Here is a 15,179-nt window from a genome sequence, read left to right as displayed (position 1 = left end):
TGCTCCTCGCATGAAACGCCTCGAAGACTACCCCGACGCCCACCTCCGGATTTTCGATCGTCCGCCGCCTCCGGACCATCCGGAATCTGCGTATCTCATCGGTATCTGTGGTACCGGAATGGGTGCCCTCGCCGGGCTGTTCCAGGAGGCCGGCATGACGGTGTCCGGTGCGGATGCATCGGTCTATCCACCCATGAGCACGCGGCTGGCGGCCATGGGTATCCCGGTACACGAGGGATTCGATCCGGACCACCTCACCCCACCTCCCGACGTGGTGGTCGTGGGTAACGCCTGTACACCCACCCATGTGGAAGCAGCGGCGGCGCGGGAACGACACCTTCCACAGTTATCCCTCCCGGAAGCGGTTGCCCATTACTTCATCCGGGATCGGCGATCCCTGGTGATAGCGGGTACCCACGGAAAAACGACAACCACCAGCCTGCTCGCGCATGTCCTGCGTGAGAACCGGCTGGATCCCGGCTTCCTGGTGGGTGGCGTCATGAACAACGGCGGGATATCCTATGCCGTCGGTTCCGGGCCGCATTTCGTGATCGAAGGTGACGAGTACGACTCGGCATATTTCGACAAACGACCCAAATTCCTCCACTACCGCCCCGAATCGGCCATTGTCACCTCCGTCGAGTTCGATCATGCGGACATCTATGCCTCGATGGATGCCTACCGCGAAGCCTTCCAGGAATTTGCCGCCATTGTCCCTGCGGACGGGGTGCTCGTCCTGAACGGCGACGAACCGGAAGTGGCACGCTTGGCCAACCATGCCCGGTCCCGCATCCGGACCTATGGACTGGTCTCGCCATCCGTGGATGTCACGGCGACGGATATCCGCACCGATGAGAATGGGCAAAGCTTCGTGCCGATCGTGGACGGACGTCCGTTGGGCCGCATGAACCTGGGCATGAGTGGTCGACACAATCTCATGAACGCGCTCGCTGTGCTGTGTGTCGTGCTGGAGGAAGGCTTGACCCCCGAACAGGCGGATGTGGGCTTCAGGACCTTCAGTGGCATCCAGCGGCGTCAGCAGGTGGTCGGTGTGGAACAGAACATCGTGGTGGTGGATGATTTCGCCCACCATCCCACGGCTGTTCGGGCCACCATCCAGGCCGCTCGCGAGCGCTGGTCCGCCCGACGGATTGTGGCCGTATTCGAGCCCCGGTCCAATTCAAGCCGCCGCAAAGTTTTTGAAGCCGGATATACGGAAGCGTTCTCCGATGCCCACGCGGTATTCCTGAGTACCCCACCGTTCCGGCACAACGATGATCCGTCCAATTTCATGGACATCGATGCGGTCCTCGCCGCCATCCGGGCAGAGGGCATAGATGCGTTCAAGGGATCCGATGCCGATGCCATCCTTCCCATGCTCATCCGCTATCTGAAGCCCGGAGACGTCGCACTCATCATGTCGAACGGCAGCTTCGGCGGGATCCACAAACGATTGCTGGACGCCCTGAAGTCGGCCTGAATTCGGCGTGGTTTTTGTTTGACTGTTCAGGTATACGAATGCAACGGTTCCAACCGTTCATTACCTGACCTTTTGTCACACAGAACAAGACGCACCATGACTGTACGACGCACGCTGTCTGTCGGCAGCCTGTTGGCCGCAGCCTTTGTGGCCGGAATACTGTTCACGACCGCCTCGGCAAACTGGTTCGATGCCGGTGACCGGGCAGCCCTCACGTCGCTTGCCACCGAGGCCCCTGCCGGTTCGGGCGATACCCGAATTGCCGATAATCTGTCCATTGACGATGCCTTTGTGGCCGTTGCCGAACGGGTCAACCCGACGGTGGTTCAGATCCGCTCCGAACGGATCGTTGAACGCCAGGCCGTGAATCCTTTCCAGGGATTGCCGTTCGAACAGTACTTCAATCAGCCCGGCATGAACCAGCAGCCCCAGGTTTTCCGGACGAATGCGCTGGGATCCGGCGTGTTCATCCGCGACTCGGGCATCCTGGTGACCAACAATCACGTCATCCAGGACGCGGATGACCTGGAAGTCATGCTCTACGATGGATCCTTCTACGAAGCAGAGGTACTGGGAACGGATCCGAGCACCGATTTGGCCGTGTTGCAGGTTCGTGGCGCGGAACGAACGTTCCCCAGCGTATCGCTGGGCCGGATCGAGGACGTCAAGATCGGTCAGTGGGTCATGGCCTTCGGGTCTCCCCTCTCCGAAGAGCTGGGCAATACCGTGACCAGCGGCATCATCAGCGCCCTGCGGCGAACCAGTCAACAGCTGACGGGACTGAATACGTTCTCTGCATTCATCCAGACCGACGCGGCCATCAACCCGGGGAACTCCGGAGGCCCACTCGTCAACTTGCGCGGCGAATTGGTCGGCATTAACTCGGCCATTTACTCCCGCTCCGGGGGCAACCAGGGCATTGCGTTCTCCATTCCGGTGGATGTCGTCCGGAATGTGACCTCGCAACTCATTGACTCTGGCACGGTTGAGCGTGGTTTCCTGGGCGTCAATTTCTCGAATGTGCCCGAGACGCTTGCCCGTCTTCAGGGTGTGCCCCGCGGAGCGGCCCAGGTGACGGCCGTGACCCCCGGTACGCCGGCAGAGGCCGCCGGCCTGCAGCCGGGTGACATCATTGTGGCCGTGCAGGGTGTCGAACTCCGGGACTTCAACGAGCTCCGGACCACCATCGCCAACATGCGCCCCGGTGACAAGGTGGAGTTGCAGATTTCCCGCGATGGGGATCTCCGGAAGATGTCCGTTGAACTTGCGAACCGGGCGGAATTCGACCTTGTGGGAGCGCTCCCCGCGGAACGGCAGCCGGATTCCAGGCGGGACGATGCCAATGAAGAACTCCTGGGGCTGCAATTGCAATCGGTGACGCCCGAATTCAGGCAGGCCATAGGCAATGCCGATGTGGAAGGCGCCGTGATTGCACGCATCGACCAGAACAGCAAGGCGTTCCGTGAGGCGGAACTCCGCCAGCGGGACATCATCGTGGAAGTGGACAGGAAGCCGATCGCATCGGTCGATGATTTCCGCCGGGTGTATGGTCGCCTCGACTCCGGGGAGTCGTTCATGGTCCAGGCCCTTCGACCGGTGAATGACGGAAGTGGCGGCGTGGTCCTGCAGAAGTTTTTCACGGCACTTACGAAGCCGTAGCGGATTTGGTATGTTGGCCTGCGCCCCATTCCAAGCACAGCCAACGTGTCCGACCCTTCTACACGACTTCTGGAATTGCTGATCGACGAGGCCGGTGCCCGAGCCGAGGAGGCCTTGGAACGAGGCGTCCTCTCCATACGGCCGGAGCGGGTAATGGCGTACGTGTCCGTCGCCGACTGTACGAGTCGACTGCTTCCTACCCTGCGGAGCCGGCTCTATGACAAAGTGAGGCGCGTGGCATCGGCCGTCCACCGGACGGCCGATGCCACGGCGTCGCGACGCGGACACGCCGCTCCTGCCGTTGAGCTCCGGTTGCGGCACAGCGCCCTGTTGCTCTCCGGTCACCCTGCCGGGTCATGGTCCGTTCTCGTCCACACCTTGAATGACGCGGCACACGACGCCGGAATAGAGCGGATTACGGCTCCCCTTGTGACCTGGAATCTGCTCGATATCAGTGGACGGCTGGAACAGGTCCTTCCGAATGCCGACCGCGTGGTCTTCCGGGCCGACCTCGGCAACGTACCGGATCCGACCGATATCCGCGGGTTGGCGTTCACGCTTCCCTTGTCCGGACCGTGCAGGGCCGTTCTTTCCGCCGGCGCATCGGCCTGTCCCGTGGTCCATCCGGACGTGGTGGAGCTCCGGGCCTCCGGACGAATTCCCGCTTGGGCATCGCACGACCCCCTTCTTTTCAAGGCCGCTGCCGCCTTGCTGGCCGAGCAGGGTATCCGTTTCACGCGGGACATGTCCGTGAATGAACCAGGCTGGCACGCCGGAACGCCCGCCGTGGATATTGATGAGCACCAGCTCCACATGGCCGCCGTGTCCCGGAACTTCGCCTGGACCAGCGCAGGCTGGCCGATATCCCGTGGCGGATCCAACCGGATGCTTCCTTCCTCCATGACCGATCCCGAGACCCTGGCGCGTGGCCTTGCGGACCGGCTCATGCCCATTTCCGGCAGTGACGCCCCCGCGACAGCGCTTCCCCGATATGTGGCCATCGACGTCCCATCATGAACGAATCCCCGAAACTCAGCGTCCGCCCGCTCGTCCTCGGATTGAAGCACGTGTTCCGGATTTCCCACGGAGCCAGCACCGAGCGCACGAACGCCGTGTTCGAACTGACCGTGGACGGGATGGGACCCTTCCTTGGTGAAGCCGCCCTGCCCCCCTACTATCCCCACCGCATGGAAGATATCATCGACTATGCGGACCACCTGGACTGGTCATCATTCAAGGTGCACGAGCCCCGGGCCTTCCTGGACCACCTTCCTGCCGGCCCTTCCCCGGCTCGGGCGGCCGTGGACATGGCCGTCCATGACGCATGGGGCACCGCCCTCCAGGCGCCCCTTTACCACCTTTTCGGGCTGGATGTGCAACACATGCAACCCAGTTCCTATGCCCTGCCCATCCCGGAGGACCTGGACGATCTGGACCGGCAACTGGATGCCGTACGCCACTTCCCGTTCCTGAAATTGAAGATTGGATCGGGCAATGTGGATTTCGATGAGGCCATTGTCCGCCGCACCCGTGAACAGTATCGAGGGCGGTTGTGTGTGGATGTGAACGCGGGCTGGTCCCTTCCCGATGCTGCGCGCATTATTCCGAAACTGGCGGACTGCGCCCTTGAGTTCGTGGAACAACCCATTGCCGCTCAACCGATTGACGACTGGCACCTGCTGCGCCGCATCATGCCGGACCGGTCCACGCCGCTGGTGGCGGACGAATCGGTACAGGATGCGGATTCCGTTATTGAGTTGGCCGGAGCCGTGGATGGCATCAACATCAAACTCGCCAAGTGCGGGGGCATCCGACCGGCACTGGACCTCGTGGCCTTGGCAAGGGCACTCGACCTGCGCCTCATGTTGGGCTGCATGATCGAGAGCTCCATCGCACTCACCGCCGCGGCCCACATTGCACCGTTGTTCGACTGGTTGGATCTGGACGGCCCCATGCACGTGGCGCAGGACCCCTACGAGGGCCTGTCCTTCGATGCCGGCCGGATAGGCTTGCCCGACCGGCCCGGCCTGGGCGTCCGACCCACGACCACGCCCTCCTCCTGACTCAGACCAACCGCGACCGGACGGCTACCTTTCCTTCATCCAGCGATCGGTGCACCGGACACTTGTTGGCAATTTCCAGCAACCGCTGCCGTTGTTCGTCCGAAAGGTCTCCGTGGAGGTGGATTTTCCGGTCCATCACGTCAATCCGTCCCATGCTGGCATCGCGGCCGCAGTCGCAGTCTTCGGCATGCATTTTTTCGTGCACGACCTCCACCTGGACCTGCTCCATGGGCCATTCTTTCCGGTCGGCATACATTCGCAGGGTGATGGCCGTACACGCGGCCAGACCGGCCGACACGAGATCGTAGGGACTGGGGCCTTCATTGGTTCCGCCCAGGGACTCCGGTTCGTCCGCAACCAACACGTGCCCGCTCGCCACGATCTCGGTCCGGTAGTGGGACCGGTCGAGCGAGGCCATGATGTGGTGTCCATGGTGTTTGGCATCCTCGACGGGCTCCTCCTTGTCCACGTACCTCGCGGACCATGCCGACAGCACCTGCCCGGCGTAGACGGCATCGGCTTCCGTGGAAAGCAGGTGATCGGCGGTGTCCAGGGATACGAAGCTCTTCGGATGCCGCGCGGCGCTGTAAATCCGGGCTGCATTGTCTATGCCTACAATCCCGTCGGTCGGAGCGTGCATGACCAGCAGCGCACGATCCAATCCCCGAACCACTGCCCCCGGATCCCGGGCTTCAAGATCTTCCAGGAACGAATTCCGGATGGTGAACGGCCGACCACCGATGGACACGGTCGCGGCTCCGTCCTTCCGGATATCGGCCTCCTTGTTGCTGAACAGGGACCGGACGTGCGCCGGATCGAAGGGGGCGCCGATCGTGGCCACCGCCTTGACATCCGGCAGTCGTTCTGCCACGTGCAGGACCGCCGCCCCACCCAGGGAGTGCCCCACGAGCAGTCGCGGCGGCGCATGGTTCGACGCCAACCATGCGGCAGCCGCCTCAAGATCCTCCAGGTTCGTCCCGAAATCGGTATCCTCGAACGCTCCGCTGCTCTGACCGAGCCCGGTGAAATCAAACCGCAGGACCGCGTAGCCTGCCCGGGTCATGGCACGTGTCAGGTGACCCACTGCCTTCAGGTCCTTGGTACACGTGAAGCAATGGGCAAAGAGGGCATATGCACGCGCACGGCCGTCGGCCGGGGTGTCGAACTTGGCAGCCAATTCCTGGCCACGTGCGTTATTGAAAGTTACGGTCGTTGTTGGCATGGTATGAGTTCGAACGTGACGTCGTGAGGGTTCGGTTGATGCGTTCTTTCGCGGAACGTGACGCCGCCATCGGTCGTCACCAGGACAATGGAGGATGACCGCGTCGCGTACTCGGGTGAACGGATGCATCGTGCCGAAAGGATGCGTTCCCATTCCAGGGGAACGCCGGTACGTGGCAGGTCGGCATCGGGCGCCTTTGTCGTATCCATGAGTATCGGCATCAAATCTGTCAGGGACCATCCGGGATTCCCCGACAGGACCCGCTCCAGATCCTCCTTGCCCGATTCCACCTTGGGCCAGGGCGTGTCCAGATCGGCATTGCTCAACCCATACAGACCGGGCGGAAGCACGCGCACATTCTCCGTTGATCTGTTCGACACGAACACCAACTCCTTGCCGTCATACAGAAGGAGGTTGAATCCATTGTACCGGTCACCCTGATCGCGGGTCGCCCTCGCAAAATGCCGGGCTGAATCCATCGAAGTCAGGAACGCCGTCACCAGATGCCCGCGTGAAATCGGGTCCCGGACCGTTCGACCGGGCTCCCGGACATTCGTCACGGCCGCCATGCGCCGGTTGGTCCCCACCGCCAGCCACGAGCCACCCTCCTCCAGATCGCGTCCACCCAGGATATCCGGATGATCCTCCCAGAAGTCGGCCTGGCGCGTCGGACGGGCCAGGAATTCATCCCGATTCGCCAGCAGCACGAGGTCATGACCGGGCGTCTCTTTCCAGGAAAACAGGATCAGGCACATGGGCATCAAGGATGGTGGCGCGATCGGCGGATGATCGCAAGCCAAGGTACGGTCGGAGGTCCGTTCATGGATTCGTACCTCCAGACCCCGAATTGTTTCGGATCCAGTGCGGATACGTACCCACGGACGGCATGGGATTCGTCCGCCCCGCCTTCGTGTCCGGGATACACCACGACCGAAACCATGCCGTCCTGCCGCAAGAGATCCAACGCATCCCCGAGGGCCGCAATCGTCGATCCGGGGCGTGTGCGAATACCCCGATCGGCCCCGGGCAAATACCCCAGGTTGAACAGGACCGCGGAGACCGTACCCTTCCAAGCCGCGGGCACCACCGTCGCCAGACTGGCATGATCTGCCTGCACGACGGTACTCTGTACAGCCAGGCCGGCTGTCGACAGCCGCATCCGGGTGGCCTGCACCGCCGCATCCTGGACATCCAGGCTCCATACATGGCCTTCCGGACCCACTTTCGCGGCCAGGAATTCCGAGTCGTGCCCGTTACCGCAGGTCGCATCGACCACCCGATCTCCCGGCCGGATGACCTCCCGGACCATTGTATGTACGATGTTCGTAATCCTCATCCGGATGCGATCGTATCTTTCGGGGCCCTCTTTACGTCCCGTTTTTCCCGTTACCGAATGCTGTTGCAACGCGTCGACCAACCCATTCCCGTGCGTCTGCCGGAGAAGCGATCCTATGAAATCGTCTTCGCCGAACTGGACACCCTTCCCGAGGCCATGCGGTCGGTCGGGTTACGTGCAGGAAAGGTACTCATTGTCACCGATTCCAACGTCGGCCATCACTACCGTGACCGGGTGGACGCCCTCATGACGGCGGATGGTTGGGAGCCGTTCATCCTCGTCCTGCCGGCCGGGGAGGCCACCAAAAGCCCCAAACACCTTCATGCCGTTTACGATGCAGCGCTCCAGTGGGGAGTCGACCGCCGGACCCCGATCGTGGCGTTGGGTGGCGGTGTCGTGGGTGACCTCGCGGGATACGCTGCAGCCACGTTGCTTCGCGGGCTTCCGCTGGTCCAGGTACCCACGTCCCTGATTGCCCAGGTGGACAGCGCCATCGGTGGCAAGACCGGCATCAACCACCCGGTCGGCAAGAACCTCATAGGTGCCTTCCACCAACCCCGCCTCGTACTTACCGATACGCGTCTCCTGTACACGCTCGAGCGCCGCCAGTGGACCAGTGGGCTGGCCGAAGCCGTGAAACATGCCTTGATTGCCGACGAACCCTTCTTCGCCTGGATGGAGGCGGAGTGGCCGCGGATCCTGGCCCGGGACCCCGGTGTGGTACCGGACATGGTCTATCGCGCGGCGGCCGTCAAGGCGCGCGTCGTCTCCGACGACGAGCGCGAGGACGGCCGCCGCGCCCTCCTGAATTTCGGTCACACGTTCGCACACGCCCTGGAAAATGTGACGGGTTACGGAACGCTGACGCATGGCGAAGCGGTGGCGGTCGGCATGCGGGCAGCTCTGTTCCTGTCCAGACGCCTGCACCGCCAGGTGAATCAGGTGCGCGCCGAGACCATCCTGGACGCGCTTCCCATCCCACCCTTTCCTGAAGGGTTGACCACGGGCACCCTCCACGCTGCCATGGACGCAGATAAGAAGCAGGAGTCGGGCGCACTCCGGTTCGTGCTTCTCAAGAAACTGGGCGAAGCCTACGTGGAGCGGGACGTGACCTCACCTGATGTCGAAGCCGCCTGGGCGTACGCCCTGGGTCGTCCGTGCTGATCCGCATTACGTCCAATATTGTCAGGGCCGTTCTTACGTTTGCCGGCGTCGTCCTTTTCGCGGCCGTCCTGCTGTTTTTTGCCGTCACTCGTTCCCAGGTGGGACGCGATACGTTGGCGCGGCAGATCGAAACGGAGTTCAATCAACGGTTCTTCGGTGAACTGCATATCGAGACGATGACGGGCAACCTGGCCCGAACCATGTACCTGTCCGGCATTTCGATCACCGACGAGACGGGACATTTCCTCCTGGAAATGGATTCACTGATCGTGGTCCCCCGCTGGACAGCGCTGTGGTCCAGGAAGTTTTCGGTACGGCGCATTGAAGCGGTGAACACCCGGATCCATATCCGGCACGACGGGGACCGGTCCAACATCCAGCAGGTGTTCCGCCCGACGGGTTCGTCCAATCCATGGGCCGTCCAGAATGCCGCCATCCTGCTCGATGGCGTTCAAATACATGCCGCACGGGATGGAGGCGCTCCGCTGCCAGCCTGGATGGACTGGCTCATCATGCATCCGGCACGGGACATCCAGGCCGAGATGAACGTAGCCTGGTCCCCTGAAATCCGGCAGGTGGACCTGCTTTCCCTGCGAGGCCGGTTCTTCGAGGATGACCTCATGCTGTCCGAGGCACGCAGCCAATTGGTGGTCTCGGATGACCAGTTCAGACTGACCAATGCGTTTGCCCGGCTCGGCGCATCGTCGGTCGCGGCGAGTGGGTCGCTTGCGCGGACCGATACGGCGCTGGTGCATCGCCTCTTCCAACTGGAAATCCCGTCGTCCGCACTGGACCTGGACGAGCTTCGCCGGCTCGTGCCCGACCTGACCGTTGCCGGTCAGGCATCCGTCTCTGCCCGCATCCAGGGTGCCGTCTCCGATATGGCCATCAACTGGATGCGCGTTCGCCACAACAACGCCGCGTACGAAGCATCGGGGACCATTCAGGGTCTTCCGGAGTCAGCCCGGTTCGAGTTGTCGGTGGATGCAGAGAATGTACCGTTCAATGACCAACTGGTCGGAGTACATGTACAGTCCTATGCCACGGGGACCCTGGTGGACGTTGCGCAATGGCGGTCGGGCTGGCCCGCCGGACAGCACGTCGAGGGAAATCTGGACCTCCAGAGTCCGGCGGGCCGGGCGTCGGCTTCCTTTGACGTGCGTCGCACGGTGGGACCCGCCGTTCGCCACCGCGTTCAGATCCGCACGGACCGGATGAATCTCGGACCCTGGTTGGGCCGGCCGTCCGATGCGTCGGTCCTGACCGGGACCTTGGTCCTTACCGGGACGGGAACGTCCCTGGAGAATGCGTCAACAGAGGCCGTGCTCAGCTTGAACCGCCCCCAGTGGAACGACCGCCGAGCCGACCGGATGACGGTAACCACGTTCTGGGAACGGGGCTTCGTGACCGGTCAGGCCCTGATTGAGCACGGTGCAGGACGCGTGGACGTACGCACGAGCGGACGCGTCCATCCGGAGCGGGGGCCCATGCGGGTGGACCTGGACCTGACCCATGCAGACGTGGGTCCACTGTTGGCCGATGACAACCTGAGCACCGATCTGACCGTCCGGGCGGCGGGCTCTCTCCTCCCCGTCTGGGACCCGCGCTTCGCTCTCAGCCTGGATGTGGTCGCCGATTCTTCCACCGTCTCGCGCGACGGGTTCGTGGGCGTCATCCAGCCGCAGCACGCCATCCTTACCGTCCAACCTCCCGGCGTTGGTGACGCCGTAGCGTCGCTGGTCTTCCCGGGTGCGGAAATGCGACTGGAGTCGGATCGTCCGGTCTCATTGCTTGTTGCGCGCGCAAACGCGTGGTATCGTGGATTCCAGCATACGTGGATGGAGGAATTGGCGAAGCCGCTGACCGAACCCGACTCCACGGCGGCCGCTGCCGTACCCGGACGCCGATCCCCGGAACGGTTCCGCACCCGGATGGAGGCGGCCTTCGTCGAAGCCGGGGAAACGGCGGGCCCGGGTCAAGCCGTCTTCTCGGCCACGGTGCGGGATGCGGCCATCATCAATGCGATCCGGCCGCACCGGAATCCGCTGGCCCTGGATGGGGCAACGGATGTCCACCTGACGCTCGACGCAGACCGACTGTTGATTGATGCCCGGTCGGACATCGGCACGCTCTCCGTGGGATCCATCCACGCCGAGCGGAGCCGTATCCATCTGGATCTTTCGGTCGCACGGTCCGAATTGCTGTCCCGGAGTATGACCGGGGGGCTCCGGGGTTCGGCAGACAGACTTTCCCTGGGCGGACTGGGTGTCAATGCGCCAACGTTTTCCATGGATGCCGCCAATGGTCGGGCGTCCGTGGCCATCCGCTCGTCGGGTATCGGACAGACCGATTCCCTTTCGTTGGCTGCGGTGGTGCACTTGCTGGACGACCGCAATGCCATTACCGTCCAGGAGGCAACCGTTACCACCGACGGGGCAGCGTGGGCGCTGACAGAGCCGTCCAGGTTGGACGTCTATTCCGATGCCATCCGACTGTCCCCGACCGCGTTTGACCACATCCCGGGGGAAGAGTTCATCCGGGCCTCCGGCACCCTTTCGTCCGTACCGACCGATTCACTCCATATTTCGGCAGGGCAGGTCCGGATGGAGGAATTATCGGCATTCCTGGGCATCCGGAAACGGATCGGAGGCATGTTGAACAGCGAACTGGTCCTGACCGGAGGACTCGTACAGCCTCAATTGGCCGGATACCTGGAATTGTCCCGTGCCTCGTTCGAGGATCACACCGTCGGAAACCTCTTCGTGGAAAGCCGCCTCGTTGCGGGTACCCCTGAAGTGAGCGTCGACGTCCGGATAACCCCGCTGGACTCCCTGTCCTCCCCGTTGGAGGTGGCGAACGACCTGCGCTTCCACGGCACCATGCGGCTGCCATCCTCGAACGATGGCGACGACGGCCGGCTGGATCTTCAGGCCGACCTGGAGCGCGTCGATCTTTTCTTCTTCCAGTACATCTTCAATACGGCCCTGAGTGACGTGGCCGGATTCGCGACCGGGGACGGCACCATCCGGGGTACGTTCAAACGCCCGGTTTTCCAGATCAATGCCGGTATCCTGGATGGCACGTTCAGCATTCCGAAGACCGGATTGTCGTACCGGATGGACGGTGATGTCCGGATTGACGCCGATGCCATCCACGTTCTCCGGGCAGACGTTCGGGAGTCCACCGGCGGCTCCGGACGCATTGCCGGGCGACTGGATTTCAATGAATACCGCGAATTCACGCTGGATTTGGGCGGAGATATCCGCAATCTCCAGATCATCGGCATCGGAGCCAACTCCGACATGCCGTTCTATGGATACATCTGGGCCTCGGGCACGTTTGCGCTCACGGGTCCGTTGTACGACGCCGTGCTTCGCTCCAACAACGCCGTAACGACGCCCGAGTCCCGTATTTTCATTCCCATCGAAGACGAGGTATCCGAGACGGACGAGAGCTTCATCGTATTCGAGGATTCGGTGGGCGTGATCCCGGACTTCCAGCGGCTTTCCCGACGGACGTTTCTGCTTGCACGCCGACCGGCCGCCGAACGCCAGTTCCTGGATGCCCTGGATATGGACCTGAACATCCAGGCACCCTCCGGGTCCATGGTCCACCTGGTCATCGATCCGCTGCTCGGGGATGTCATCAATGCCTCCAGTCGGGGCAGCATCCAACTGGTCCGCGAAAACGGGGAGTTCTTCGTGTACGGTGAGTTGCAGGTGGCCGGCGGAGACTACCTGTTCACGGCAGGAGACGTGTTCCAACGTCGCTTCTTCATCCAGGATGGCGGCACCATGCGCTGGGATGGCGATCCGCTCGATGCCAGCCTGGACATTGTCGGTTCATTCCGCACCCGCGCCTCGCTTGCCGGACTTTCGGATCTGAACGAATCCCAGGGGCTCATTCCGCTGATCGTGGAACTGCATATTACCGGTACCGTCTCCTCCCCGGCCGTTGACCTGGCCCTTCAGGTGGACCGATCAGACCAGAATGTGCTGGGTGATTACCAGGCCCTGGAAGCCCGACTCAACCGTCCGGATCGTGCAACCGAGTATGCCACCAGTGTCCTGTTGACCAATTCGTTCATCCTGACGACCGAAAACATCTCAACCGAATCCGGCGGGCAACTGGCGTTCAACAGTGTATCCCAGCTGGTTTCGGCACAGCTCAACCGCTTCCTGAATGCGGCCCTGCCGAATGTGGAGTTCAATTTTGGACTGCAGGGCGAGAATGCCCAGGATCTGGATGTCACGTACGGCGTGGCCCTGCGACTCGTGGATGAGCGGCTCATCATCCGCGGAGAGGGCGTATACCAGGGAGCCAACGCCACCGACAACGTCCGGGCCAACGACGGACTGCAAGGCGAGTTCGTGGTTGAAATCCGACTGACTCCGCGGGTTGCCATCGAAGTCTTCTATCGCCGGGAGGGCGACATCCTGCAACGAACCGAATTGACCAATACGGGAGGCGTGGGCGTATCCTACCAGACGGATTTCACGTCCTGGCGACGGCTGCTGACCGGTCAGTAGCGGGTCTTGCCCTCGGCCGCCTTCCACGCGTTGAACGGCGCCTGCGCCCCATCCGATGGCATATGGTGGATGGACAGGGAGCGTTCGGCGTCCGGGAGATGTATTTCGTCGTATATGAAGCCGTCGTCGAATCCGGCCTCAGCTGCCATGGCCCTGTCCGCGGCATATACCACGCGATCCGGGCGCGCCCAGTACAATGCGCCCAGACACATGGGGCACGGTTCACACGAAGCGTAGACCACGCAGCCGGCCAACTGGAAGGAGGTCAACCGGGCGCAGGCATCGCGGATGGCCACCACCTCGGCATGAGCCGTAGGATCGTTCCGGAGCGTTACGACGTTCGTCCCCTCGCCGACGACAACGCCATCCCGCACAATGAGGCACGCAAACGGACCGCCTCCCCGATCGACGTTCTCACGGGCCATGGTCAGCGTTGCTTCCAGGTAGTCGATATCCGTCATTTCACATCAATTCTATCGGAGGGCACATGCGTACTGCTATATTGCGCAGCCCGACAAGATAGTTCCTCGACGCCCAGATCCCCTTCCTGCACTGTATGAAAGACCTCGCCGACCGAACACACGATCTCCGCCAGAGCAATATCCGCGCGATCACGCTCCTGTTGAAGGACACGAACGGCATCAATCTGGGTCAGGGCATCTGTGACATGCCGACACCGGATCCCATCAAGGCAGGAGCCCACGCCGCCATCGACGGCGACGAGTCCATCTATTCCTTCTACGGCGGCATCGCCCCGTTGCGGGAGGCCATCGCCGAGAAGTGTCGCACGTACAACCGGTTGCCCGTCACGGCCGACCACGTAATGGTCAGCGTGGGTTCGACCGGGGCCTTCGTGTCCACGCTCCTGACCTTGTTCAATCCCGGGGACGAAGTCATTGTGTTCGAACCCTATTACGGGTACCACGTCAACCTGCTGACGGTCATGGGCATCGGGATCCGGACCATCACGACCACGGGACCCGATTGGGAAATTGATTTCGCGGCCGTCGAGGCGGCGATTTCGGACAAGACGAAAGCCATCATCATCAATACACCGGGCAACCCCAACGGCAAGGTCTGGTCCCGGACGGAACTGGAGACCATGCTGACCCTCCTGGAAAAGCATGATCTGTATGCCATCACGGACGAGATCTACGAGTACATGCTGTACGACGGGCGTGAGCACCTCTCGCTGGCGTCCCTGCCCGGTGCCTTCGAGCGGACCATCACATTGTCCGGGTTTTCCAAGACCTACAACATGACCGGCTGGCGCCTGGGATACGCCACCGGGCCCCGGGAAATCATTGATCGGATGGGATTGCTGTCGGATTTGATCTATATCTGCGCTCCGACCCCGCTGCAGCATGGGGTCGCTGAAGCGTTTTCCATGTCCGACACCTACTTTGACGACATGGCCACGGCCTATGCCCGCAAGCGCGAGCTGATGTGCAAGACCCTGGAGGACATAGGCTTCCTGGTACCATGGCCCCAGGGGGCCTATTACGTCCTGGCCGACTTTTCCCCGCTCCGTAAGCGTTTCGACGGATTCGAGGATGACTTCGCCGCTACCCGTACGCTGGTCGATCGGGCGGGCGTGGGTACCGTCGCCGGGCGTTCGTTCTTCACCGATGAGGCCGACGGAAGCTCCTGCCTGCGCTTCTGCTTCGCAAAAGAGTACCCGGTCCTGGAAGATGCGTGCAATCGGCTGCGTTCGGCATTCGGCTGA

Annotated in this window: 11 protein-coding genes; 7 read left to right on the top strand and 4 right to left on the bottom strand. The window is 62.3% G+C overall.

The annotated features are described in order from the left end of the window. Positions 1-10 precede the first annotated feature (10 nt). The 4 genes from murC (at position 11) to RIE53_05995 (ending at position 5,202) form a co-directional block, all read left to right on the top strand. A complete protein-coding gene (murC, locus tag RIE53_06010) occupies positions 11-1,480 on the top strand; it encodes a UDP-N-acetylmuramate--L-alanine ligase (protein MEQ9104234.1) in 1,470 nt (489 codons plus the stop codon). A gap of 96 nt (positions 1,481-1,576) precedes the next feature. Beyond that, on the top strand, positions 1,577-3,139 hold the full coding sequence (locus RIE53_06005) for a Do family serine endopeptidase (protein MEQ9104233.1): 1,563 nt from the start codon (positions 1,577-1,579) through the stop codon (positions 3,137-3,139). Positions 3,140-3,184: 45 nt separating this feature from the next. Next, positions 3,185-4,156, top strand: a complete 972-nt coding sequence (locus RIE53_06000; protein MEQ9104232.1) for a hypothetical protein — start codon at positions 3,185-3,187, stop codon at positions 4,154-4,156. After that, positions 4,153-5,202, top strand: coding sequence for a dipeptide epimerase (locus RIE53_05995; protein MEQ9104231.1), 1,050 nt, complete (start codon positions 4,153-4,155; stop codon positions 5,200-5,202). Before RIE53_06000 ends, RIE53_05995 begins: the two co-directional genes overlap by 4 nt. A 1-nt stretch (position 5,203) precedes the next feature. Here RIE53_05995 and RIE53_05990 read toward each other — a convergent pair whose 3' ends face one another. From RIE53_05990 to RIE53_05980, 3 genes are read right to left on the bottom strand one after another with little or no spacing between them, the layout of a single operon-like run. After that, positions 5,204-6,424 (bottom strand): alpha/beta fold hydrolase, encoded by a 1,221-nt coding sequence (locus tag RIE53_05990; GenBank protein MEQ9104230.1) that lies wholly within the window; start codon positions 6,422-6,424, stop codon positions 5,204-5,206. After that, entirely contained in the window at positions 6,406-7,179 is a 774-nt protein-coding gene (locus RIE53_05985) for an NRDE family protein (protein MEQ9104229.1), read from the bottom strand. Before RIE53_05985 ends, RIE53_05990 begins: the two co-directional genes overlap by 19 nt. A 5-nt stretch (positions 7,180-7,184) precedes the next feature. Continuing rightward, positions 7,185-7,760 (bottom strand): class I SAM-dependent methyltransferase, encoded by a 576-nt coding sequence (locus tag RIE53_05980; GenBank protein MEQ9104228.1) that lies wholly within the window; start codon positions 7,758-7,760, stop codon positions 7,185-7,187. Between the two features lie 57 nt (positions 7,761-7,817). Here RIE53_05980 and aroB point away from each other — a divergent pair, with 57 nt between their 5' ends. Next, complete coding sequence (aroB, locus tag RIE53_05975; GenBank protein MEQ9104227.1) at positions 7,818-8,924, top strand: 3-dehydroquinate synthase; 1,107 nt, start codon at positions 7,818-7,820, stop codon at positions 8,922-8,924. Next, positions 8,918-13,453 carry a translocation/assembly module TamB domain-containing protein gene (locus RIE53_05970; GenBank protein MEQ9104226.1) on the top strand — a complete coding sequence of 1,512 codons (4,536 nt, stop codon included), beginning with the start codon at positions 8,918-8,920 and terminating at the stop codon, positions 13,451-13,453. The genes aroB and RIE53_05970 overlap by 7 nt, the downstream gene beginning before the upstream one ends. Here RIE53_05970 and RIE53_05965 read toward each other — a convergent pair. Then, on the bottom strand, positions 13,447-13,914 hold the full coding sequence (locus tag RIE53_05965; protein MEQ9104225.1) for a nucleoside deaminase: 468 nt from the start codon (positions 13,912-13,914) through the stop codon (positions 13,447-13,449). The genes RIE53_05970 and RIE53_05965 overlap by 7 nt on opposite strands. A 95-nt stretch (positions 13,915-14,009) precedes the next feature. Between RIE53_05965 and RIE53_05960 the strand changes: the two genes are divergently transcribed. After that, the gene (locus RIE53_05960; GenBank protein ID MEQ9104224.1) at positions 14,010-15,179 is read left to right on the top strand and encodes a pyridoxal phosphate-dependent aminotransferase; all 1,170 of its coding nucleotides are present in this window, start codon (positions 14,010-14,012) and stop codon (positions 15,177-15,179) included.

Source organism: Rhodothermales bacterium, from assembly GCA_040221055.1.
GTDB lineage: Bacteria > Bacteroidota > Rhodothermia > Rhodothermales > UBA10348 > 1-14-0-65-60-17.
The sequence above is the reverse complement of the archived record's forward strand: the minus strand, read 5'-3'. Positions and strand labels throughout refer to the sequence as shown.